We start from the raw sequence: 21555 nt of genomic DNA, 5'->3' as shown, positions 1-21555 counted from the left end.
TTCCATAACGCGGTGGAGTCAGCAAAAAAGGCGCCTTTTTGCATGAGCGCCTTTTCTGGTTGGGGTTCTGGCCTTACAACAGATCGTACTGCTTGAGCTTCTTGCGCAGCGTGCCTCGGTTGAGTCCGAGCATCTCGCTGGCCTTGGTCTGGTTGCCCTTGACGTAGTTCATCACGCATTCGAGCAAGGGCGCCTCGACTTCCGAGAGCACCAGGTTGTACACGTCCGTGACGGTAGCGCCTTCCAGGTGGGCGAAGTAGTTGTGCAGCGCCTTCTCGACGCTGTCGCGCAGGGTCTGGCCCTCCTCGCTCGGCGTGTTCAGGTGCTGCTTGAGGTTGGCGTTGTCGCTCACGGGCGTTGTTCCACTCACTAATGTCTCGGTCATCATCGTCATGCGGCCACCCCTTGTTCGTCCTCTGTCCCAAGGCTCTGTCGACGTTCGGCGAAAAATGCCTGAACGTTGGCGCACTGCGCTTGTGTGTCTTCCAAAGCGTTGAACCGGCTGCGGAACTCCTTGCCGCCGGGTCGGGTCGCCAGGTACCAGCCCACGTGCTTGCGGGCGATACGCACGCCCATCACATCGCCGTAGAAGGCGTGCAGCGCAGCCAGGTGCTCCAGCAGAATGCGTTCCACTTCGTCCAGCGCCGGTGCGGGCAAATGCTCGCCCGTGCGCAGGAAATGCTCGATCTCGCGGAAAATCCACGGCCGCCCCTGGGCGGCACGGCCGATCAGCAGGCCGTCGGCACCGGTGGCGTGCAGCACCGCCCGGGCCTTTTCCGGCGAGGTGATGTCGCCGTTGGCGAAAACCGGGATCGACACCGCCTGCTTGATCGCGGCGATGGTGTCGTACTCGGCGTCACCGGTGTACAGGTCGGCGCGTGTGCGGCCATGTACCGCCAGCGCCTGGATGCCGGCCTGTTCGGCGATCTTCGCCACATTCAGGCCGTTCTTGTTCGCCCGGTCCCAGCCGGTGCGAATCTTCAGCGTCACCGGGACGTCCACGGCGCCGACGACGGCGTGGAGGATTTCGGTGACCAAGGCTTCATCTCTCAATAAAGCAGAGCCTGCGGCCTTGTTGCAGACTTTTTTCGCCGGGCAGCCCATGTTGATGTCGATGATCTGGGCGCCGGCCTCGACGTTGGCCCGGGCCGCCTCGGCCATCATCTGCGCGTCGCCGCCGGCGATCTGCACCGAGCGCGGCTCGGGATCGCCTTCATGGATGCGGCGCAGGCTCGACTTGCGGCTGTTCCACAGGCGCATGTCGCTGGAGACCATCTCCGAGACCACCATGCCCGCCCCCAGGCGTTTGCACAGGGTTCGGAAAGGCTGGTCCGTGACGCCGGCCATGGGGGCCAGGATCAGGTTGTTCTGCAGTGTGTAAGGGCCGATGCGTACCGCCGACATAGGTGTTCCCTGTTGTGGGGCCGAATCATTGGAGTTCGAAAAAGGGATGGCATGATACCCGCTCTCGATGACCGGATAAAGATGAATCTGGATAAAATCTGAACAGTTGCGGCGTTATGACCGATGCCGCGAGTCTCGGAAATTCAACCGTTCAGTTGAACCTGGGGCCGCTTTGCGGTCTGTTCGCGACACCGGCAAGCCCGTAGGGCGCGCTTGCCGCTGGTCGTTTATTCCGGCGAGCGGAAGCTCAGGCTGTAGTTCACTGCCTTCGGCCCCGGGTCGAGGATGTCCAGGGCGATGTGGATCGGTGTCTGGCTGGGCATCTCGCCGCGGCCGGCCAACTCGCCCGACAGGTACTCGCTGGGCTTGAAGCGCCGGCTGGCGATCAGCTGGCCGTTGAGGTCGGCGAAGCGCAGCTCCAGCAAGGGGAAGGGTTGGGCGAAGGGGGCGCGGTTGTAGATGATCGCGTCGACGATCAGCGCGCCCTTGAAGTCCGGATGGCTGCGTACCACCAGGTTGCTGCTCTTGATCCGCGAGATGTCCACGCGGGTCGGCACCTGGCAGCCGAACACCGGGCACAGTTGCTGGAACCAGGGGCGGTACTGGTCCTGGCGGGCCATTTCGTCGAAGTGGAACCAGACGTACTGGAACGCCAGCAGGGTGGCGGCCAGCAGGGTCAGGAAGCCCCATAGCAGGCGCTTGCCCCAGTTCGGCGCGGGCTTTTCCCAGTCCAGCTGCAACGGGTCGTCGACCACGTCGACCAGCGGCTCCTTGCGCGTGCGCTCGGGCTTGATCGCCAGGCTGGGCTCCAGGCGTTGCCCGGGCTGTTCGTCGGGTTCCTCGTCGCGGGCTGAAAGCGGTTCGCTGCGGACCTCGTCATCCAGCGCCGACAGGCCTTTTTCCGGAACTGGCTCGTCGTGGACGGACAACCGCTCCAGCGGCTCGTCGAGGTCGTCGGTCGCTGTCTGGTGGCGCACCGGCGGTTCGTCGTCCAGGTCGAGGTCGGCGCTGCCGAGGGTCGGCTCGGTGCGGTCGTCGGCCGCGGGCTCCAGGTCCAGCGGCTCCTGCTCGATCAGTACCGGCGCTTCCTCGCGCACCTGTACGGGCGTCAGGTCGTCATCAGTGGCCGTGCCGAACAGCTCGTCGCCGTGTCCATCACCGGCCTGCTCGTCGCGACGGGCCTGCAACACGCTCTGCGCCGCGCCGCGCCGGTCGCCCGGGCTACGCCGTTCGAGACGCGCCAGTTCCTGGTCGAGGTCGAGGGCGTCCAGTTCCTCGGCCGTGACGCTCCAGTTGTCTTCGTCCGGTGCCGGGGTTTCGGCCACCGGCTCGGCTGCCGGGGCCACCGGTGCGACCGGCTGCGCCACCGCGGGCGGTGCCTCGGCGCTGCTTTCACCAGTGGCAGCGCGGTTCTGCTCCAGCAACTGTTTCGCCGCGTTGAACACCTGCAGGCATTGGCCGCAGCGCACCACGCCGCGGGCCACGCTCAACTGGTGATGGGTGACGCGAAAGCTGGTCTGGCAATGCGGGCACTGGGTGACGAAACTGTCGGTCATGCGGCTGTCCGGGGAGCTGTGCAGGAAATGAGTCTAGGCGCGCTTAGCGGCGGCGACCACTGATACGTACCCAGCCGTCGCGCACGACGATCGGGTCCAGGTCGAAGTCGGCCGTATACGCGGCGGCCACTTCCTCGCCTTGTTCGGCAAGGATGCCCGACAGCGCCAGCAGGCCACCGGGGCGAACCAGGCCGGACAGCTGCGGCGCCAGCGAGACCAGCGGGCCGGCCAGGATATTGGCCACCAGCACGTCGGCCTGCATGGCCGGCATCTGTTCGGGCAGGTACAGGTCGAACTTGTCGTCGGCGATGCCGTTGCGCTGGGCGTTGTCACGGGAGGCCTCGATAGCCTGCACGTCGATGTCGGTGCCGACCGCGTGGCGGGCGCCGAGCAGCAGCGCGGCGATGGCGAGGATGCCCGAGCCGCAGCCGAAGTCCAGCACCTGGGTGCCTTGCAGCTGTTGGCCGTCGAGCCACTCCAGGCACAGCGCGGTGGTCGGGTGGGTGCCGGTGCCGAACGCCAGGCCCGGGTCGAGCAGCAGGTTGACCGCGTCCTTCTCCGGGGCTTCGTGCCAGCTCGGCACAATCCACAGGCGCTGGCCGAAGCGCATGGGCTGGAAGTTGTCCATCCAGCTGCGCTCCCAGTCCTGGTCCTCGATCACTTCGGCCTGGTGCTCGGGCAGCGCGGCACCGGTCAGCAATTGCAGGTGGGCGAACACCGCTTCAGGCTCGGCATCGGCCTCGAACAGCGCCAGCAGGTGCGTGTGCGACCACAGCGGGGTGGTGTTGAGGTCCGGTTCGAAGATCGGCTGGTCTTCGGCGTCCATGAAGGTCACCGAGACGGCGCCTACTTCGAGCAGGGCGTCTTCGTAGGTTTCGGCTTGTTCCGGGCTGATGGCCAGGCGTACTTGCAGCCAGGGCATGGCGGGCACCTTTGGTAAATCGACAGGGGCAGCCCGAGGCTGCGCGAAAAGGCCGCCAGTTTACTTGAGTGCGCAGGGTTTGTGCAGGACACAGTTGTGGCGCAGCGCTTGTCGACGCCATCGCAGGGCAGCCCCACTCCCTCCGAAGAGGGAGCGGGGGCTGCCCTGGCGGATCAGAGGCTGCGCGCGCGGGTGACCCGGTCGACCAGGTACACCAGGCCGTGATAGTCGATGCCGCTGTGGCTCGACAGGCCGATCTCGCAGGTACGGCTGGTGGAGATCCCTTCGCTGCAATACTGCACGGCGTCCTTCAGGGTGCGCAGCGAATGGGCGTTGAGCTCCGGGGTGGTGAAGCCCTTGTCGCCGGCGAAGCCGCAGCAATGGATGCCCTCGGGGATCACCACCTGCTTGCTGCAGCGCCGCGCCAGGTCGATCAGCGCCTGGCTCTCGCCCAGGTGCTGGGTGCTACACGTCACGTGCACCGCCACTGGCTCGTCCTGGGGGGTGAACTCCAGCCTGTCGACCAGGTGGGTGCGGATGAAGCGCACCGGGTCGTACAGGTCCAGCCGTGAATCGCCCAGGTCCTGCACCAGGCGCAGGGTGCAGGGGCTGGTGTCGCAGTAGATCGGGTCGAGGCCGCCGCGGCTGGCGTGCAGCAGGGCGGTGATCAGCTCCTGGCGCTTGTGCTCGGCCTGCTCGGGGTAGCCCTTGGAGGCGAACGGCTGGCCGCAGCACAGGCTGTCGGCGTTGTCCGGGAACACCACCTGGTAGCCGGCCTTTTCCAGCAGGGCGCGGGTCTTGTCCAGCAGCGAGTTCTGTTCGCGGTCGGCGTAGGCCGGGCCCATCACCCGCGACACGCAGGCGGCCAGGTAGACGACCCGTGGGCGGGCATCGTGGCTTGGCGCGGGGAAATCGATGGCGCGCAGCGGCTGCGGCATGGCGGGTGTCCATTGCGGCAGGCGGCCCTTGCTGGCCCTGCTGAGGCTGGCGCTGAGGCGGCTCATGCGTGGGGCGCCGAGCAGCCTGCGCGCGCCATTGGCGGCGGCCAGGGTGAAGCGGGCGCCGCGCAGGGTGGTGTGGAAGTGCTCGGCCAGCCAGTCGGCGGCCTTGCCGTGCTCGGCCGCCTGGCCGCGCAGTTTCTTCACCAGCTCGCCGGTATTGATGCCTACCGGGCAGCGCTGGGCACAGAGGCCCGTGGCGGCGCAGGTATCGATGCCATGGTACTGGTAGGTGCGCAGCAGTTCGCGGATGTCGACGCCGGCACGCTTCTTCGCCTGGATATCGCGCCACATGACGATGCGCTGGCGTGGGCTGAGGGTCAGCCCTTTCGACGGGCACACCGGCTCGCAGAACCCGCACTCGATGCACTTGTCGACGATTTCGTCGGCGGCCGGCAGCGGCTTGAGGTACTTCAGGTGGATATCCGGATCCTCGCTCAGCACCACATCGGGGTTGAGGATGCCGTTGGGGTCGAGCAGGCGCTTGAGCTGCCACATCAACTGATAGGCGTCCTTGCCCCACTCCAGCTCGACGAACGGCGCCATGTTGCGCCCGGTGCCGTGCTCGGCCTTGAGCGAGCCGCCGAACTCCACCGCCACCAGTTGTGCCACGTCATCCATGAACGCCTGGTAGCGCGCTACTTCCTCGGCACTGTTGAAGCCCTGGGTGAAGACGAAGTGCAGGTTGCCTTCCAGGGCGTGGCCGAAAATGATCGCCTCGTCGTAACGGTGCTTGTCGAACAGCTGGATCAGGCGGTTGACGCCTTCGGCCAGTTGCTCGATGGGGAAGGTGACGTCCTCGATGATCACCGTGGTGCCGGTCTGGCGCACGGCGCCGACGGCGGGGAAGGTGTCCTTGCGGATCTTCCACAGTTGGTTGTACACCGTCGGGTCTTCGCTGAAGGCGACCTTCTGCTCCAGCGGGAACTCGGCGATGGCCGCCATAACCTGGTCGAGCTGTTCGTGCAGCAGGCTCCGGCTGGCGGCGCGGGACTCGATCAGCAGGGCGCAGGCATTGCCGGACAGGCCTTTTACCCAGGCCGGCATACCGGGCATATCCTGCACCGAACGCAGGCTGCGGCGGTCGAGCAGCTCCACGGCGGACACCGGTTGCGGCTTGAGCAGGGTCACCGCCCGGCAGCAGCTTTCCACGCTCGGGAACACCAGCAGCGCGCTGGCCTTGTGCGGGTGGTCGGGCACGGTGTCGTAGGTGACGGCGCTGATGAAACCGAGGGTGCCTTCGGAACCGACCAGCAGGTGCTGCAGGATGTCGAGTGGCTGGTCGTAGTCCACCAGCGCGTTGAGCGACAGGCCCGTGGTGTTCTTCAGTCGGTACTTGTGGCGGATACGGTCGGCCAATGCGAGGTTGGCGCGGGTCTCGCGACCAAGGCGAGCCAGTTCGTCCAGCAGGCCGGCGTGGCTTTGCTCGAACGCGGCGACACTGGCCGGGTCCTCGCTGTCCAGGCGGGTGCCGTCGGCCAGCACCAGGCGCAGGCCGGCAAGGGTGTGGTAGGTGTTCTGCGCGGTGCCGCAGCACATGCCGCTGGCGTTGTTGGCGACGATACCGCCGATCTTGCAGGCATTGATCGAGGCCGGGTCCGGGCCGATCTTGCGCCCGTAGGGGGCGAGCCAGGCATTGGCCTGGGCGCCGATCACCCCGGGCTGCAGGCGGATCTGCGTGCCTTGGCCGCGAATCTCCCGGCCATTCCAGTTGTCGCCGAGCACGATCAGCACCGAGTCGCTGATGGCCTGGCCCGACAGGCTGGTACCGGCGGCGCGGAAGGTCACGGGTACCCGGTCACGCTGGGCCAGTTGCAGCAGCGCGACCACTTCGTCCTCGGATTCCACGCGCACCACCAGCTTGGGAATCAGCCGGTAGAAGCTGGCGTCGGTGCCGAAGGCCAGTGTCGAGGTCGGGTCGTCGAAGCGGCGTTCGGCGGGGATCAGGCGCTCGGCATCACGCAGGAACGCGGCGGGCAGGCTCATGCAGTCTCCTCGCGGGGCCGCGGCGTCTTGTGCGCGGCGTGCCCCGGGCAATCAGGCGTTGGCGGGCGCGTTCAGGCGCCCAGTTCGCGGACCAGCGAGTCGCGGGTGATCTCGCTGATGGACTTGGCGCCGGTCAGTACCATGGCCACGCGCATTTCTTTCTCGAACAGCTCCAGCAGGTTTTTCACGCCCGCTTCGCCATGGGTGGCCAGGGCATAAAGGAAGGCGCGGCCGATCAGCACGGTGTCGGCGCCCAGGGCGACCATGCGCACTACGTCCAGGCCGCTGCGGATACCTGAGTCGGCGAGGATCTTGATATCGCCCTTCACCGCGTCGGCGATCGCCGGCAGGGCGCGGGCGCTGGACAGCACGCCGTCGAGCTGGCGGCCGCCGTGGTTGGAGACGACGATGCCGTCGGCGCCGAACTTGACCGCGTCGCGGGCGTCGTCGGCGTCGAGGATGCCCTTGATGATCATCGGGCCGTCCCAGAATTCGCGGATCCATTCCAGGTCTTTCCAGGAGATGGACGGGTCGAAATTGTTGCCCAGCCAGCCGATGTAGTCGGCAAGGCCGGTCGGGTTGCCACGGTATTTCGAGATGTTGCCCAGGTCATGGGGGCGGCCGAGCAGGCCGACATCCAGCGCCCACTGCGGGTGGGTCATGGCCTGCCACACGCGACGCAGCGGAGCGTTCGGGCCGCTCATGCCGGAGTGGGCGTCGCGGTAGCGGGCGCCGGGCACGGGCATGTCGACGGTGAACACCAGGGTCTTCACGCCGGCCGCCTTGGCGCGTTCCAGGGCGTTGCGCATGAAACCACGGTCTTTCAGGACATACAGCTGGAACCACATCGGCCGGTCGATGGCCGGAGCCACTTCCTCGATCGGGCATACCGACACGGTCGACATCGTGAACGGAATGCCATGGGCCGCCGCCGCGCGCGCCGCCTGCACTTCGCCGCGGCGGGCGTACATGCCGGTGAGGCCGACCGGGGCCAGGGCCACGGGCATGCTCAGGGTTTCGTCGAACAGCCGGGTCTCAAGGCTCAGGTCCGACATGTTCTTCAGCACGCGCTGACGCAGGGCGATGCTGGCCAGGTCCGAGACGTTGTGGCGCAGGGTGTGCTCGGCGTAGGCACCGCCGTCGGCGTAGTGGAAGAGGAAGGGGGGCAGCTTGCGTTGGGCCGCGGCGCGATAGTCGGTGGAGGCGGAAATGATCATGGATTCTCGCAGCGTGGGTTGAAGGTGATGCCGGGCGCTCGCTGGCGCCCGGGCCCTTTCACTTTAGTGATGAACCAGCATGCCGGTCAGCCAATAGGCCTGGATCAGGGTGATCAGGCCGACGATGGTGGCGAAGAACAGGCTGTGCTTGACGGTGAAGCGGAACAGGTCGGATTCCTTGCCCACCAGGCCGGTGGCGGCGCAGGCCACGGCGATCGACTGCGGCGAGATCATCTTGCCAGTCACGCCGCCGCTGGTGTTGGCCGCCACCAGCAGGGTGTCGTTGACCCCGATCTGGTGCGCGGTGGTGGCCTGCAGCGAGCTGAACAGGGCGTTGGACGAGGTGTCGGAACCGGTCAGGAACACGCCCAGCCAGCCCAGGAACGGCGAGAAGAACGGGAATGCGGCGCCTGTGCCGGCCAGCACCAGGGCCATGGTCGAGGACATGCCCGAGTAGTTGGTGACGAAGGCGAAGGCCAGCACCATGCCGATCGACAGGATTGGCCAGCGCAGTTCCCAGAAGGTCTCCTTGAAAGTGGTCAGACCAGTTTTGAAGTTGATCTTCAATACCCACATCGAGATCAGCGCCGAGAGGAAGATCGCGGTACCGGTGGCGGAGATCGGGTCGAGCTTGAACACCGCCGGCATGGCGGTCGGCGCGGTGACGATCGGTGCGGTCTTGATCACCAGCTGGTCGAGGTGCGGGATGGCGAAGTTGAACACGAAGTTGTACATCGCGCCGCCCGGGGCAAAGGCTGCCTTGAACGGCTTCAGGGTCCAGATCGTGACCAGCACGGTCAGGATCAGGAACGGCGACCAGGCCTTGAAGATCTCGCCGAAGCTGTACGGCGAAGGCTGGCTGCCACCCGATTGCACCACGGCGGCGCCGACGCTGCCCTTGGCTTCGGCGAACGAGCGCTTGGGCTGCCAGACTTTCAGGAACAGGGTCAGGGCGATCAGGCTGGCCAGGGCCGAGGTGATGTCCGGCAGCTCCGGGCCGATGAAGTTGGAGGTGAAGTACTGGGTGACGGCGAAGCTCAGGCCGGCCACCAGGGCGGCGGGCCAGGTCTCTTTCACGCCGCGCACGCCGTCCATCATGAACACCAGCCAGAACGGCACGAACAGCGACAGCAGCGGCAGCTGGCGGCCGGTCATGGCGCCGATGTGGAAGGCGTCGATGCCGGTCACTTGCCCGGCGACGATGATCGGGATGCCCAGGGCGCCGAAGGCCACCGGCGCGGTGTTGGCGATCAGGCACAGGCCGGCGGCGTACAGCGGGTTGAAGCCCAGGCCCACCAGCAGCGCGGCGGTGATGGCCACCGGCGCGCCGAAGCCGGCCGCGCCTTCGAGGAAGGCACCGAAGCAGAACCCGATCAGCAGCACTTGCAGGCGCTGGTCGTCGGTGATCGACAGCACCGAGCTGCGGATCACCTCGAACTGGCCGCTCTTGACCGTGAGTTTGTAGAGGAACACCGCAGCGACGATGATCCAGGCAATCGGCCACAGGCCGTAGAGGAAGCCATAGCCCGCGGCGGCCAGGGCCATGTCGACCGGCATCTGGAAGGCGAAGATCGCCACCAGGATCGACAGCGCGAGGGTGATGCTGCCGGCGACATGGCCCTTGAGGCGGAACACGGCGAGGGCGAGGAAGAAGAACACGATGGGGATGACCGCCGCCAGCGCGGACAGGCCAAGGCTACCAAGCGGGGTATAGAGTTGTTGCCAGGTTTGCATATGGGGTGGCCCCTAATTGTTGTTGGTCAAGGCACTGGCATTGGATAATTGGTAAGACCAATTTACAATGGCTGGGCGCTAGGTTAAGAGCGCCGCGCAGGGTGTGTCAATTTGTCCTGTGGAAAACTTTGGTCGGATGCCGATGAGCGGGCATCTGAGCGGCAGGGAAAATCGCCGCCTGATGGGTGTCGGCGCAGGCTGGATAGGCGCAGAATAGGCGCCCCCGGATTCGCATCCCCGGGGTTCGTGGAGAGCAAGCAATGGTTTTTGATCAGGTCCGCCAGCGGCGCCTGTCCGACGACATCGTCGACCGGTTGGAAGGGATGATTCTCGAGGGTACGTTGACTTCGGGGCAGCGCCTGCCCGCCGAACGCGTCCTGGCCGAGCAGTTCGGCGTATCCCGTCCGTCGCTGCGCGAGGCGATCCAGAAGCTCGTGGCCAAGGGGCTGCTGGTCAGCCGCCAGGGTGGCGGCAACTATGTGGCCGAAGCCTTGGGCTCAACGTTCAGCGACCCGCTGTTGCAGTTGCTGGAGCGTAATCCGGAGGCCCAGCGCGATTTGCTGGAGTTTCGTCATACATTGGAGGCGTCGTGCGCCTACTACGCGGCCCAGCGCGCTACCGAACCTGATCGCGAGCGGCTGAAGACGGCATTCGACGCGCTGCAGGATTGCTACAACCGTGTCGGCGAGGTGGATCGGGCGCAGGAGGGGGCGGCCGATGCGCGCTTCCACCTGGCCATTGCCGAAGCCAGCCACAACGCCGTGCTGCTGCATACCATCCGCGGCTTGTTCGACCTGCTCAAGCGCAACGTGGTGACCAACATCGGCGGCATGTACCAGCAGCGCACGGAGACCCGCGACATGCTGATCAGCCAGCATCGCGAGCTGTACCTGGCGATTGTCGAGGGTCGGGCGGACGATGCGCGGGAGGTGTCGAGCCGGCACATCCTGTATGTGCAGGAGGTGCTGCAAGAGGCGCAGCAGGAGGCCCAGCGAGTGGCGCGGGCAGAGCGGCGCAGCGGGCGGTAGGCCAGTGTGGTGGCATTCGCGGGTAAACCCGCTCCCACAGGTATGGCGCCGAATCTGAATTCAGCGACATACCTGTGGGAGCGGGTTTACCCGCGAAGCAGGCGCCGCAATGCGAAAGGCGGCTTACTCTTCCTTGCCCTTGTTGCGCATCGTGCGCTGCAGCTCGCGGTTGGAGTCGCGCTCGCGCACGGTGTCGCGCTTGTCGAACTCCTTCTTGCCCTTGCCGAGCGCGATCTCGCACTTGATCAGGTGCTTGCTCCAGTACAGCGACATCGCCACGCAGGTATAGCCCTTCTGCGCCACGGCCGCTTCCAGGCGCTCCAGCTCACGCTTGTTCAGCAGCAGCTTGCGGGTGCGGATCGGGTCGGCGATGACGTGGGTGCTGGCGGTGGTCAGCGGGGTGATGTGGCTGCCGAACAGCCAGGCTTCGCCATCCTTGAGCAGCACGTAGCTGTCGGTCAGGTGCGCCTTGCCGGCCCGCAGGCTCTTTACTTCCCAACCGGACAGGACCAGCCCGGCCTCGAACTTGTGTTCGATGAAGTAATCGTGTCGCGCCTTCTTGTTCTGCGCGATGGTCCCGGTCGGATGTTTCTTTTGCTTAGCCATAGGGGCGGCATTATAGGGAGAGTCCGCGTCCTCGGCTACGGGGTTTAGGTGTGCTTGAGCCAGTTGTGTGAATCCCGGACAATACATGCCTCGTTCTGCCGTGCAGAACCGTATTCGAGGCGCTGCGACGCGCCGCCCAGATTGGAAGTGACGCCTGGATGACTACCCATATTCAACGCTCCGCCCTGCTGCCGTTCCCTGCCCAGGCGCTCTACGACCTGGTCAACGATGTGGCCAGCTACCCGGAGTTCCTGCCCTGGTGCTCGGCTTCCACCGTGCTCGAGGCCAGCGACACGCACATGCGCGCCAAGCTGGAAGTGGCCAAGGGCGGCATGAGCCAGCAGTTCACCACGCGCAATGTGCTGGTGCCGGGGCAGTCGATCGAAATGAACCTGGAAGATGGGCCGTTCACCCAGCTGCATGGCCTGTGGGTGTTCAAGCCGCTGGGCGAGAAGGCCTGCAAGATCAGCCTCGACCTGTCGTTCGACTACGCCGGCGCCCTGGTGCGGGCGACCCTGGGGCCGCTGTTCAACCAGGCGGCTAATACCATGGTCGATGCGTTTTGCCAGCGTGCCAAGCAGATCAATGGCTGAGTAGTGATGGCGTTGGCCTGATCCAAAGGCTATTCGGCAACGCAATAAAAAGCCCGGACTGGATCCGGGCTTTTTAGTGTCGGCGCAATTACTGCGGCGAGGTTTCCAGCGGGGCCGGCGTCGGGACCGGAGTGGTCTCGATGTTGTCGATTTCTTTCTGCAGCGTGTCTTCCAGCGAGCCTGGCTTGGCCGGCTTCTCGGGCTGGCTTGGCTGCTTGTCCGGGCTGACCGTGGTGTCGCCGCTGCCGCCGAGGATTTCCTGGTCGCGGCTGACACCCGGCATGAAGTCGCCGGAGAGGCTGACCAGTTGGTCGCTCTCGTTGAAGAAGATGCTCATGCGCTCCTGCTGGCGCTGGCCACCGCCGGGCTGCAGGCTGTACAGGTAGTCCCAGCGATTGGTGTGGAAGGTGTCCTGCAGCAGGGGGTTGCCCATGATAAACCTTACTTGCCGGCGGGTCATTCCCGGGCGCAATTGGTCTATCATGTCTTGCGTGACGACATTGCCCTGCTGGATGTCGATTTTGTAAACCCCGGGAAACGAGCAACCGGCGAGTGCGAGCAGTCCCACTAGGGTGAGGCTGGTTAGCAAGAGCTTGGTGTTTTGCATCGGTGGGCGACTTCCACTATCTTGGCTGGACAACGTAAACCCCGATCATACCCGTATTAAGAGAAGCTGCGAAGCAGCATCGGCGAGAAAGCTGACCATGGTTGAAAATAGCGAATTGCGCAAAGCGGGCCTCAAGGTAACCCTGCCTCGAGTCAAGATTCTTCAGATGCTCGACTCCGCCGAGCAGCGTCACATGAGTGCCGAGGATGTCTACAAGGCGCTGATGGAAGCTGGCGAGGATGTCGGTCTGGCGACCGTGTACCGCGTGCTGACCCAATTCGAAGCGGCGGGCCTGGTGGAGCGCCACAACTTTGATGGCGGCCACGCGGTGTTCGAGCTGGCGGATGGCAAGCACCACGATCACATGGTCAACGTGGACAGCGGTGAAGTCATTGAATTCTTCGATGCCGAAATCGAGAAGCGCCAGAAAGAGATCGTTGCCGAGCATGGTTTCGAGCTGGTGGACCACAATCTGGTTCTGTATGTGCGTAAAAAGAAGTAACGATTTAGATCGATATTGATGACAAAGGCGACCCTAGGGTCGCCTTTGTGCTTTCTGGGCCAGCGTACAAATCCCCTTGTAGGAGCGGCCTTGCCGAGGCGTCGGACCGGCCGGAAAGGGCTGCTAGCGGCCCCCTGCAATTTTGAGTCATGCAGAGATCCCGAGGCCGCTACGCGCCCTTTTCGCGGCGCAAGGCCGCTCCTACAGGTATCGCGCAGGCTCAGGCCTTGCTGCTCACCACCATCTTGCGCGCATGGGCCAGCGATTCCTTGGTCAGGTCGATCCCGCCCAGCATCCGCGCCACTTCCTCGACCCGTTCGCGCTTGCCCAGGCTGGCCACGGCGGTGTGCGTGGTGTCGCTGTTGCGCACCTTGTGCACGAACAGGTGGTGATGGCCCTGCGCTGCCACCTGGGGCAGGTGGGTCACGGTCAGGACCTGGCCGCGCTCGCCGAGGCGGCGAAGCAACTGGCCGACGATCTCTGCCGTCGGCCCGCCGATCCCCACGTCCACTTCGTCGAACACCAGGGTCGGAATGCGCGAGGTCTGCGCGGTGATCACCTGGATCGCCAGGCTGATACGCGACAGCTCACCGCCCGAGGCGACCTTGGCCAGGCCCTTGAGTGGCTGGCCGGGGTTGGCGCTGACCAGCAGTTCGACCTGCTCCAGGCCATGGGGCGAGAGGTCGCTGTTGTCGAAGGGCGTGAGCTCGATGCAGAACCGCCCGCCGGGCATGCCCAGGCGCTGGATCTCCTGCTCGACGGCGGTGGCCAGCTGCTTGGCGGCCTGCTGGCGCAGCGCGCTCAGCTCGCCAGCCTTCTCTTTATAGTGCTGGGCGTAGGCGGCCAGTTCCTCGCCGAGGCGCTCGATCGACTCGTCGCTGGCATTCAACCCTTCCAGTTCTTCCATCAGGCGCTGCTGCAGGTGCGGCAATTCGGTGGGGTGCACGCGGTGCTTGCGGGCGAGGGTATAGATAGTATCCAGGCGTTCTTCGAGGGCCTGTAGTCGCATCGGGTCGGCGTCGAAGTTGTCGAGGAAACGGTTGAGCTCGCCGACGGCTTCCTCCACCTGGATCTGCGCGCTGGCGATCAGGTTGACGGCCTCGCCCAGTGCCTTGGGGCCGTTGACGACCGCGGTGAGCCGGTTGAGGCTGACGGTCAGGGCGCTCAGCACGTTGCCCGAGTCGCTTTCGCTGCACTGGTCGATGACCTGGCGGCAGATGCCGAACAGCGCCTCGGCGTTGGTCAGGTTCTTGTGTTCCTGCTCCAGCTGTTCCAGCTCGTTTTCGCCGAGGCCGAGGTTCTCCAGTTCTTCCAGCTGGTAGCTGAGCAGCTGGTGGCGTGCCCGTTGCTCATCGCCGGAATTGCTCAGGCGCTCCAGTTCCTGGCGCGTCTGGTTCCAGCGCTTGGCGGCCAGCTGGACCTGGCGGGCCAGGTCGCTGGCGCCGGCGTACTCGTCCACCAGGCGGCGGTGGGTGTCGGTCTTCAGCAGCGACTGGTGCTCATGCTGGCTGTGGATGTCGATCAGCAGCTCGCCCAGGGCCTTGAGGTCGCCCAATGGGCAGGGGGTGCCGTTGATGTAGCCACGGCTGCGGCCCTCGGCGGTGATCACCCGGCGCAGGATGCACGGGCCGTCGCTTTCCAGGTCGCGCTCGGTGAGCCAGGCGTGCGCCTCGGGGATGTCGACCAGGTCGAAGGTGGCGAGAATGTCGGCCTTGTCGGTGCCCGGGCGCACCACGCCGCTGTCGGCGCGGTCGCCCAGGGCCAGGCCGAGGGCGTCGAGCATGATCGACTTGCCGGCCCCGGTCTCGCCGGTGATGACGGACATGCCACGGGCGATCTCGAGGTCGAGGTGTTCGACGATGGCGTAGTTGTGAATGGACAGGTGCACCAGCATGGGGCGGCTCCCGAAGGGTCGTGTCTGGATATTTATACAGTGCTTTTTGCGAGTCTGCCAATAGCCGGTCGACGAATGTGGAAAAGCACCTCCCCCCTTGAACCTGGTTTTTCCGACCCCATATAGCCGGCAAGACATGGCGAGCCTGGCTCGCACGACAGAAATCGTGGAGGAGAAACCCAATGGCTGACGAACAGCTGGATGAGAAGAACCTGAATTCCGAAGAAGCAGGCGCCGCGAATGCCGATGCCCGTGTCCTGGAGCTCGAGGAGCAGCTGGCCGCCGCCAAGGACCAGTCCCTGCGCGCCGCCGCCGACCTGCAGAACATCCGCCGCCGTGCCGAGCAGGATGTCGAGAAGGCCCACAAGTTCGCCCTGGAGAAGTTCGCTGGCGACCTGCTGCCGATCATCGACAGCCTGGAGCGTGGCCTGGAACTGTCCAGCGCTGATGACGAGACCATCAAGCCGATGCGCGAAGGTATCGAGCTGACCCTGAAGATGTTCCAGGACACCCTCAAGCGCTACAACCTGGAGACCATCGAGCCGCACGGCCAGCCATTCAACGCCGAGCACCACCAGGCGATGGCCATGCAGGAAAGCGCCGATGTCGAGCCGAACAGCGTGCTGAACGTGTTCCAGAAGGGCTACCTGCTCAACGGCCGCCTGCTACGCCCCGCCATGGTGGTGGTCAGCAAGGCGCCCAGCGCCCCGCAGCCTTCGATCAACGAAAAGGCTTGAAATCCTTCCGGGCACCCCCATCTAGGTGTCAAGCCTTCAAGTATTAGTGCAGTTGGCCAAAGCAGTCGCTGCTACCAAATTCAAGTTTCGGGAGAATCAACATGGGTAAAATCATCGGTATCGACCTGGGGACCACCAACTCCTGCGTCTCCGTGCTGGAAAACGGCACCGCCAAGGTCATCGAGAACGCCGAAGGCGCGCGTACCACGCCTTCGATCATCGCCTACGCCAACGACGGCGAGATCCTGGTTGGCCAGTCGGCCAAGCGCCAGGCGGTCACCAACCCGCACAACACCCTGTTCGCGGTGAAGCGCCTGATCGGCCGCCGTTTCGAAGAAGATGTCGTGCAGAAAGACATCAAACTGGTGCCTTACAAGATCGTCAAGGCCAACAACGGTGACGCCTGGGTCGAGGCCGCCGACAAGCAGATGGCTCCGCCGCAGATCAGCGCCGAAGTCCTGAAAAAAATGAAGAAGACCGCCGAAGACTACCTCGGCGAGCCGGTCACCGAAGCGGTCATCACCGTTCCGGCCTACTTCAACGACAGCCAGCGCCAGGCGACCAAGGACGCCGGCCGCATCGCTGGCCTGGACGTGAAGCGTATCATCAACGAGCCGACCGCCGCCGCGCTGGCTTACGGCATGGACAAGGGCAAGGGCGACCACACCGTCATCGTCTATGACCTGGGTGGTGGTACCTTCGACGTATCGGTCATCGAAATCGCCGAAGTCGACGGTGAGCACCAGTTCGAAGTACTGGCCACCAACGGCGACACCTTCCTGGGTGGCGAAGACTTCGACATGCGCCTGATCGACTACCTCGTCGACGAGTTCAAGAAAGAGTCCGGCATGGACCTGAAGAACGATCCCCTGGCCCTGCAGCGCCTGAAAGAAGCCGCTGAAAAAGCCAAGATCGAGCTGTCCTCCGCTCAGTCGACCGACGTCAACCTGCCGTACATCACTGCAGATGCGACCGGTCCGAAGCACCTGAACGTGAAGATCTCCCGCGCCAAGCTGGAGTCGCTGGTCGAAGACCTGGTCAACCGTACCATCGAGCCATGCCGCATCGCCCTAAAGGATGCCGGCATCGACGCCAGCAAGATCGACGACGTGATCCTGGTCGGTGGCCAGACCCGTATGCCGATGGTGCAGAAAGCCGTTGCCGACTTCTTCGGTAAAGAAGCACGCAAAGACGTCAACCCGGACGAAGCCGTTGCCATGGGTGCCGCCATCCAGGGCGCCGTTCTGGCTGGTGACGTGAAGGACGTGCTGCTGCTGGACGTCAGCCCGCTGACCCTGGGTATCGAAACCATGGGCGGCGTGATGACCGCGCTGATCGAGAAGAACACCACCATTCCGACCAAGAAGTCGCAGGTGTTCTCGACCGCCGACGACAACCAGGGCGCCGTGACCATCCACGTGCTGCAGGGCGAGCGCAAGCAAGCTTCGCAGAACAAGTCGCTGGGCAAGTTCGACCTGGCCGACATCCCGCCGGCTCCGCGCGGCGTGCCGCAGATCGAAGTGACCTTCGACATCGACGCCAACGGCATCCTGCACGTCGGCGCGAAGGACAAGGCTACCGGCAAGGCGCAGTCGATCGTGATCAAGGCCAACTCCGGCCTGTCCGACGAAGAAATCGAGAAAATGGTGCGTGACGCCGAGGCCAACGCCGAGGAAGACCGCAAGTTCGAAGAGCTGGCCGCCGCCCGTAACCAGGGTGACGCGCTGGTCCACTCGACCCGCAAGATGATCACTGAAGCCGGTGACAAGGTCACCGCTGAAGAGAAGACCGCCATCGAGGCTGCCGTGGTCGCCCTGGAAGCCGCCGTCAAAGGCGACGACAAGGCCGCCATCGACGCCAAGGTCGAGGAGCTGTCCAAGGTCTCGGCGCCAGTCGCTCAGAAGATGTACGCAGAGCAGCAGGCCGAGCAACCGCAGGGCGGCGCCCAGCAGGCCGAGCCGGAAGCCAAGCACGATGACGTGGTTGACGCCGAGTTCGAAGAAGTGAAAGACAACAACAAGCAGTAATTCCTGCATGTTGTCGGCCGGTTCATCGTCGTTTGCTGGTGAACTGGTAGGATGTCGCCGCGCGGGAGCTTGCTCCCGCGTTGGCGTGTCTGGAACACGAGAATTATTTACGGCATCTGTCACGGCGTATTCGCCTATGACGACAGGTGCTGGTGGCATGGCGCACGATGCGCCGAGGTATGCCGAACGCCCCCAAGAGTGCATATGACCTATGGCAAAGCGTGATTTTTATGAGGTCCTGGGTGTCGAGCGTGGCGCCAGTGAAGGTGATCTCAAGAAAGCCTACCGCCGTCTGGCGATGAAGTACCACCCGGACCGCAATCCGGGCGACAAGGAATCGGAAGACCTGTTCAAGGAGGCCAACGAGGCCTACGAAGTGCTGTCCGATGCCAGCAAGCGCGCGGCATACGACCAGTATGGCCACGCCGGCGTCGACCCGAGCATGGGTGGCGGCGGTGCCGGTTTCGGTGGCGCCAACTTCTCCGATATCTTCGGCGATGTCTTCAGCGACTTCTTCGGCGGCGGCCGCGGTGGCGGTCGTGGGGGTGTCCAGCGCGGCAGTGACCTGCGCTACACCCTCGAGCTCAACCTCGAAGAGGCGGTGCGCGGCACCACGGTCAACATTCGCGTGCCCACGCTGGTCAACTGCAAGCCGTGCGACGGCTCCGGCGCCAAGAAGGGTTCGACGCCGTCGACCTGCCCGACCTGCGGCGGCATCGGCCAGGTGCGCATGCAGCAGGGCTTCTTCGCCGTGCAGCAGACCTGCCCGCGCTGCCATGGCCAGGGCAAGATCATCACCGACCCTTGCGGTTCGTGCCACGGCGAAGGTCGTGTCGAGGAATACAAGACGCTGTCGGTCAAGGTGCCGGCCGGTGTCGATACCGGTGATCGCATTCGCTTGTCCGGCGAAGGCGAGGCGGGCGCCCATGGCGGCCCTGCCGGTGACCTCTATGTGGTCGTCAATGTGCGCGAGCACCCGATTTTCCAGCGCGACGGCAAGCACCTCTACTGCGAAGTGCCGATCAGCTACACCGATGCCGCCCTGGGTGGCGAGCTGGAAGTGCCGACCCTCGACGGTCGCGTGAAGCTGAAGATCCCCGAAGGTACCCAGACCGGCAAGCAGTTCCGTCTGCGCGGCAAGGGCGTGGCGCCGGTGCGCGGTGGCGCGGCGGGCGACCTGCTGTGCCGTGTGGCGGTGGAGACGCCGGTCAACCTCAGCCGCCGTCAGCGCGAGCTGCTCGAGGAGCTGCGTGATTCCCTCGAGGGCGACAGCTCCCATTCGCCCAAGGCCAGTGGCTGGTTCGAGGGCGTGAAGCGCTTCTTCGGCGATCTCTGAGAAGGAACAGGCTATGCGACGTATTGCAGTGATGGGCGCCGCCGGGCGCATGGGCAAGGTGCTGATCGAGGCCGTGCAGCAGCAGGCGCCGAAGGCCGGCCTGACCGCGGCCATCCATCGTCCGGACAGCTCCCTGGTCGGTGCCGACGCGGGTGAGCTGGCGGGGCTGGGGCGCATCGGCGTGACCATCTCTGACGACCTGGCCAAGGTCGTCGATGAGTTCGATGTGCTGATCGACTTCACCCATCCGTCGGTGACCCTGAAGAACCTGGCGTTCTGCCGCAAGGCGGGCAAGGCCATGGTTATCGGCACCACCGGCTTCAGTGCCGAGGAGAAGGCGTTGCTGGTCGAGGCGGGCAAGGAGATCCCGATCGTCTTCGCCGCCAACTTCAGCGTGGGCGTCAACCTCAGCCTCAAGCTGCTGGACATGGCGGCGCGGGTGCTGGGTGACGACGTGGATATCGAGATCATCGAGGCCCACCATCGGCACAAGGTCGATGCGCCGTCGGGTACCGCGCTGCGCATGGGTGAAGTGGTCGCCAATGCACTGGGGCGCGACCTGCGCGAGGTGGCGGTGTATGGCCGTGAAGGCCAGACCGGCGCCCGTGATCGCCAGACCATCGGTTTCGCCACCGTGCGTGCGGGTGACGTGGTCGGTGACCACACCGTGCTGTTCGCCGCTGAAGGCGAGCGTCTGGAGATCACCCACAAGGCCTCGAGCCGCATGACCTTCGCCAAGGGCGCGGTGCGTGCCGCGCTGTGGCTGGACGGGCGCGAGCCTGCGCTGTACGACATGCAGGATGTGCTCGAGCTGCATTGACACCGTCCTCTGTAGGAGCGGCCTTGTGCCGCGAAAGGGCCGCGCAGCGGCCCTAGGATCTCTGAACCATTCAGAATTGCCGGGGCCGCTGCGCGGCCCTTTCGCGGCACAAGGCCGCTCCTACACAGCAGGGGTCGCTGCAATGTCCCCTCTGTCGCAATCCTGCGTTTTGGAGACACATTCCCGGTAGACCCAAAACGCATTTTTCTGTAAGCTACAGCTTTAGTGTGTCCACTAAAAGCGCGCAGACTAATTCAGCATAAAAGCGGGGTGACGTGTCCATACGTCATTCCGCTTTTTTGCAACCTGCGATCGCCCTTTCAGGCTTGATTTACGGGAGGTCTTCTTGACTAAGCCAGCCATACTCGCCCTTGCCGATGGCAGCATTTTTCGCGGTGAAGCCATTGGAGCCGACGGTCAGACCGTTGGTGAGGTCGTGTTCAATACTGCAATGACCGGCTACCAGGAAATCCTCACAGACCCTTCCTACGCCCAGCAAATCGTTACCCTGACTTACCCGCACATCGGCAACACCGGCACCACCGCCGAAGACGCCGAATCGAATCGCGTCTGGTCCGCGGGCCTGGTGATTCGCGATCTGCCGCTGCTGGCCAGCAACTGGCGCAACACCCAGTCCCTGCCCGAATACCTGAAAGCCAACAACGTCGTCGCCATCGCTGGCATCGATACCCGTCGCCTGACCCGCATCCTGCGTGAGAAAGGCGCCCAGAACGGCTGCATCCTGGCCGGCGACAACATCAGCGAAGAGGCCGCCATCGCCGCTGCCCGCGCCTTCCCGGGCCTGAAGGGCATGGACCTGGCCAAGGTGGTCTCGACCAAGGAGCGCTACGAGTGGCGTTCCAGCGTCTGGGAGCTGAAGACCGACAGCCACCCGACCATCGATGCCGCCGACCTGCCGTACCATGTCGTCGCCTTCGACTACGGCGTCAAGCTGAACATCCTGCGCATGCTGGTCGCCCGTGGCTGCCGCGTCACCGTGGTGCCCGCCCAGACCCCGGCCAGCGAAGTCCTGGCGCTCAATCCTGATGGCGTGTTCCTGTCCAACGGCCCTGGCGATCCCGAGCCGTGCGACTACGCGATCCAGGCGATCAAAGAGATCCTCGACACCGAGATTCCGGTGTTCGGTATCTGCCTCGGCCACCAGCTGCTGGCCCTGGCCTCCGGCGCCAAGACCGTGAAGATGGGCCACGGCCACCACGGTGCCAACCACCCGGTCCAGGACCTGGACACCGGCGTGGTCATGATCACCAGCCAGAACCACGGTTTCGCCGTCGACGAAGCCACCCTGCCGGGCAACGTGCGCGCCATCCACAAGTCGCTGTTCGACGGTACCCTGCAGGGTATCGAGCGCACCGACAAGAGCGCGTTCAGCTTCCAGGGCCACCCTGAAGCGAGCCCAGGCCCGACCGATGTCGCGCCACTGTTCGATCGTTTCACCGATGCCATGGCCAAGCGCCGCTGAGCATCCTGCTTCAAGGCCCCGGGCCGGCTCGCGCCGCGCCCGGCAGCGCCTGACCCAGATTGTTCAAAGCGGCTTGCCGACTGACCCCGGATTTGAGTGACAACC

Annotated in this window: 18 protein-coding genes; 8 read left to right on the top strand and 10 right to left on the bottom strand. The window is 64.8% G+C overall.

What is annotated here, in order from left to right:
• Nucleotides 1-73 precede the first annotated feature (73 nt).
• The 7 genes from fis to K2O50_RS23395 all read right to left on the bottom strand — a co-directional run bounded on the left by fis (nucleotide 74) and on the right by K2O50_RS23395 (nucleotide 9817).
• Nucleotides 74-394, bottom strand: coding sequence for a DNA-binding transcriptional regulator Fis (gene fis / locus K2O50_RS23425; protein ID WP_011535876.1), 321 nt, complete (start codon nucleotides 392-394; stop codon nucleotides 74-76).
• Nucleotides 391-1404, bottom strand: coding sequence for a tRNA dihydrouridine synthase DusB (gene dusB / locus K2O50_RS23420; RefSeq protein WP_050707006.1), 1014 nt, complete (start codon nucleotides 1402-1404; stop codon nucleotides 391-393). The genes fis and dusB overlap by 4 nt, the downstream gene beginning before the upstream one ends.
• 227 nt (nucleotides 1405-1631) lie before the next feature.
• Entirely contained in the window at nucleotides 1632-2960 is a 1329-nt protein-coding gene (locus K2O50_RS23415) for a DUF3426 domain-containing protein (protein WP_050707005.1), read from the bottom strand.
• Nucleotides 2961-3003: 43 nt separating this feature from the next.
• Nucleotides 3004-3882, bottom strand: coding sequence for a 50S ribosomal protein L11 methyltransferase (gene prmA, locus K2O50_RS23410; protein WP_050707004.1), 879 nt, complete (start codon nucleotides 3880-3882; stop codon nucleotides 3004-3006).
• Nucleotides 3883-4055: 173 nt separating this feature from the next.
• The gene (locus K2O50_RS23405; protein WP_050707003.1) at nucleotides 4056-6866 is read right to left on the bottom strand and encodes an FAD-binding and (Fe-S)-binding domain-containing protein; all 2811 of its coding nucleotides are present in this window, start codon (nucleotides 6864-6866) and stop codon (nucleotides 4056-4058) included.
• A gap of 71 nt (nucleotides 6867-6937) precedes the next feature.
• Nucleotides 6938-8083, bottom strand: a complete 1146-nt coding sequence (gene lldD / locus K2O50_RS23400) for an FMN-dependent L-lactate dehydrogenase LldD (RefSeq protein ID WP_050707002.1) — start codon at nucleotides 8081-8083, stop codon at nucleotides 6938-6940.
• Nucleotides 8084-8146: 63 nt separating this feature from the next.
• Nucleotides 8147-9817, bottom strand: a complete 1671-nt coding sequence (locus tag K2O50_RS23395) for a lactate permease LctP family transporter (protein WP_028691272.1) — start codon at nucleotides 9815-9817, stop codon at nucleotides 8147-8149.
• A 260-nt stretch (nucleotides 9818-10077) separates the two neighbouring features.
• Here K2O50_RS23395 and K2O50_RS23390 point away from each other — a divergent pair, with 260 nt between their 5' ends.
• The gene (locus K2O50_RS23390; RefSeq protein ID WP_050707001.1) at nucleotides 10078-10845 is read left to right on the top strand and encodes an FCD domain-containing protein; all 768 of its coding nucleotides are present in this window, start codon (nucleotides 10078-10080) and stop codon (nucleotides 10843-10845) included.
• A gap of 123 nt (nucleotides 10846-10968) precedes the next feature.
• Here the strand turns inward: K2O50_RS23390 and smpB are convergent, their stop codons facing one another.
• Nucleotides 10969-11451, bottom strand: a complete 483-nt coding sequence (smpB, locus tag K2O50_RS23385) for an SsrA-binding protein SmpB (RefSeq protein ID WP_011532120.1) — start codon at nucleotides 11449-11451, stop codon at nucleotides 10969-10971.
• A gap of 158 nt (nucleotides 11452-11609) precedes the next feature.
• On the opposite strand from smpB, the gene K2O50_RS23380 reads away from it, so the two are divergent.
• The gene (locus tag K2O50_RS23380) at nucleotides 11610-12044 is read left to right on the top strand and encodes a type II toxin-antitoxin system RatA family toxin (protein ID WP_050707000.1); all 435 of its coding nucleotides are present in this window, start codon (nucleotides 11610-11612) and stop codon (nucleotides 12042-12044) included.
• Nucleotides 12045-12132: 88 nt separating this feature from the next.
• On the opposite strand, the gene bamE is transcribed toward K2O50_RS23380, so the two are convergent.
• Complete coding sequence (gene bamE, locus K2O50_RS23375; protein ID WP_050706999.1) at nucleotides 12133-12651, bottom strand: outer membrane protein assembly factor BamE; 519 nt, start codon at nucleotides 12649-12651, stop codon at nucleotides 12133-12135.
• A gap of 97 nt (nucleotides 12652-12748) precedes the next feature.
• On the opposite strand from bamE, the gene fur reads away from it, so the two are divergent.
• The gene (fur, locus tag K2O50_RS23370) at nucleotides 12749-13153 is read left to right on the top strand and encodes a ferric iron uptake transcriptional regulator (RefSeq protein ID WP_028691268.1); all 405 of its coding nucleotides are present in this window, start codon (nucleotides 12749-12751) and stop codon (nucleotides 13151-13153) included.
• 220 nt (nucleotides 13154-13373) lie between these two features.
• Here fur and recN read toward each other — a convergent pair whose 3' ends face one another.
• Nucleotides 13374-15047, bottom strand: coding sequence for a DNA repair protein RecN (gene recN / locus K2O50_RS23365; RefSeq protein ID WP_050706998.1), 1674 nt, complete (start codon nucleotides 15045-15047; stop codon nucleotides 13374-13376).
• A gap of 182 nt (nucleotides 15048-15229) precedes the next feature.
• Between recN and grpE the strand changes: the two genes are divergently transcribed.
• From grpE to carA, 5 genes are all read left to right on the top strand, one after another.
• Nucleotides 15230-15784, top strand: a complete 555-nt coding sequence (gene grpE, locus K2O50_RS23360; protein WP_050706997.1) for a nucleotide exchange factor GrpE — start codon at nucleotides 15230-15232, stop codon at nucleotides 15782-15784.
• Between the two features lie 101 nt (nucleotides 15785-15885).
• Entirely contained in the window at nucleotides 15886-17811 is a 1926-nt protein-coding gene (gene dnaK, locus K2O50_RS23355; RefSeq protein WP_050706996.1) for a molecular chaperone DnaK, read from the top strand.
• Nucleotides 17812-18022: 211 nt separating this feature from the next.
• Nucleotides 18023-19147 (top strand): molecular chaperone DnaJ, encoded by a 1125-nt coding sequence (gene dnaJ, locus K2O50_RS23350; RefSeq protein WP_050706995.1) that lies wholly within the window; start codon nucleotides 18023-18025, stop codon nucleotides 19145-19147.
• 13 nt (nucleotides 19148-19160) lie between these two features.
• Nucleotides 19161-19967, top strand: coding sequence for a 4-hydroxy-tetrahydrodipicolinate reductase (dapB, locus tag K2O50_RS23345; protein WP_050706994.1), 807 nt, complete (start codon nucleotides 19161-19163; stop codon nucleotides 19965-19967).
• 346 nt (nucleotides 19968-20313) lie between these two features.
• Nucleotides 20314-21450, top strand: a complete 1137-nt coding sequence (carA, locus tag K2O50_RS23340) for a glutamine-hydrolyzing carbamoyl-phosphate synthase small subunit (protein ID WP_050706993.1) — start codon at nucleotides 20314-20316, stop codon at nucleotides 21448-21450.
• Nucleotides 21451-21555 lie beyond the last annotated feature (105 nt).

Source organism: Pseudomonas sp. 2hn (genome assembly GCF_019646095.1).
Classification (GTDB): Bacteria; Pseudomonadota; Gammaproteobacteria; order Pseudomonadales; family Pseudomonadaceae; genus Aquipseudomonas; species Aquipseudomonas peradeniyensis.
Note: the sequence above shows the minus strand (reverse complement) of the source record. Positions and strands in the feature narration are given on the sequence as shown.

Excerpts from the sequence above, each read along its gene's own strand:
- recN (WP_050706998.1), bottom strand. The coding sequence starts at position 15,047 with ATGCTGGTGCACCTGTCCATTCACAACTACGCCATCGTCGAACACCTC.
- dapB (WP_050706994.1), top strand. The coding sequence starts at position 19,161 with ATGCGACGTATTGCAGTGATGGGCGCCGCCGGGCGCATGGGCAAGGTG.
- grpE (WP_050706997.1), top strand. The coding sequence starts at position 15,230 with ATGGCTGACGAACAGCTGGATGAGAAGAACCTGAATTCCGAAGAAGCA.
- fur (WP_028691268.1), top strand. The coding sequence starts at position 12,749 with ATGGTTGAAAATAGCGAATTGCGCAAAGCGGGCCTCAAGGTAACCCTG.
- K2O50_RS23415 (WP_050707005.1), bottom strand. The coding sequence starts at position 2,960 with ATGACCGACAGTTTCGTCACCCAGTGCCCGCATTGCCAGACCAGCTTT.
- K2O50_RS23390 (WP_050707001.1), top strand. The coding sequence starts at position 10,078 with ATGGTTTTTGATCAGGTCCGCCAGCGGCGCCTGTCCGACGACATCGTC.
- smpB (WP_011532120.1), bottom strand. The coding sequence starts at position 11,451 with ATGGCTAAGCAAAAGAAACATCCGACCGGGACCATCGCGCAGAACAAG.
- K2O50_RS23395 (WP_028691272.1), bottom strand. The coding sequence starts at position 9,817 with ATGCAAACCTGGCAACAACTCTATACCCCGCTTGGTAGCCTTGGCCTG.
- dusB (WP_050707006.1), bottom strand. The coding sequence starts at position 1,404 with ATGTCGGCGGTACGCATCGGCCCTTACACACTGCAGAACAACCTGATC.
- lldD (WP_050707002.1), bottom strand. The coding sequence starts at position 8,083 with ATGATCATTTCCGCCTCCACCGACTATCGCGCCGCGGCCCAACGCAAG.
- dnaK (WP_050706996.1), top strand. The coding sequence starts at position 15,886 with ATGGGTAAAATCATCGGTATCGACCTGGGGACCACCAACTCCTGCGTC.
- K2O50_RS23380 (WP_050707000.1), top strand. The coding sequence starts at position 11,610 with ATGACTACCCATATTCAACGCTCCGCCCTGCTGCCGTTCCCTGCCCAG.
- bamE (WP_050706999.1), bottom strand. The coding sequence starts at position 12,651 with ATGCAAAACACCAAGCTCTTGCTAACCAGCCTCACCCTAGTGGGACTG.
- K2O50_RS23405 (WP_050707003.1), bottom strand. The coding sequence starts at position 6,866 with ATGAGCCTGCCCGCCGCGTTCCTGCGTGATGCCGAGCGCCTGATCCCC.
- fis (WP_011535876.1), bottom strand. The coding sequence starts at position 394 with ATGACGATGATGACCGAGACATTAGTGAGTGGAACAACGCCCGTGAGC.
- dnaJ (WP_050706995.1), top strand. The coding sequence starts at position 18,023 with ATGGCAAAGCGTGATTTTTATGAGGTCCTGGGTGTCGAGCGTGGCGCC.
- prmA (WP_050707004.1), bottom strand. The coding sequence starts at position 3,882 with ATGCCCTGGCTGCAAGTACGCCTGGCCATCAGCCCGGAACAAGCCGAA.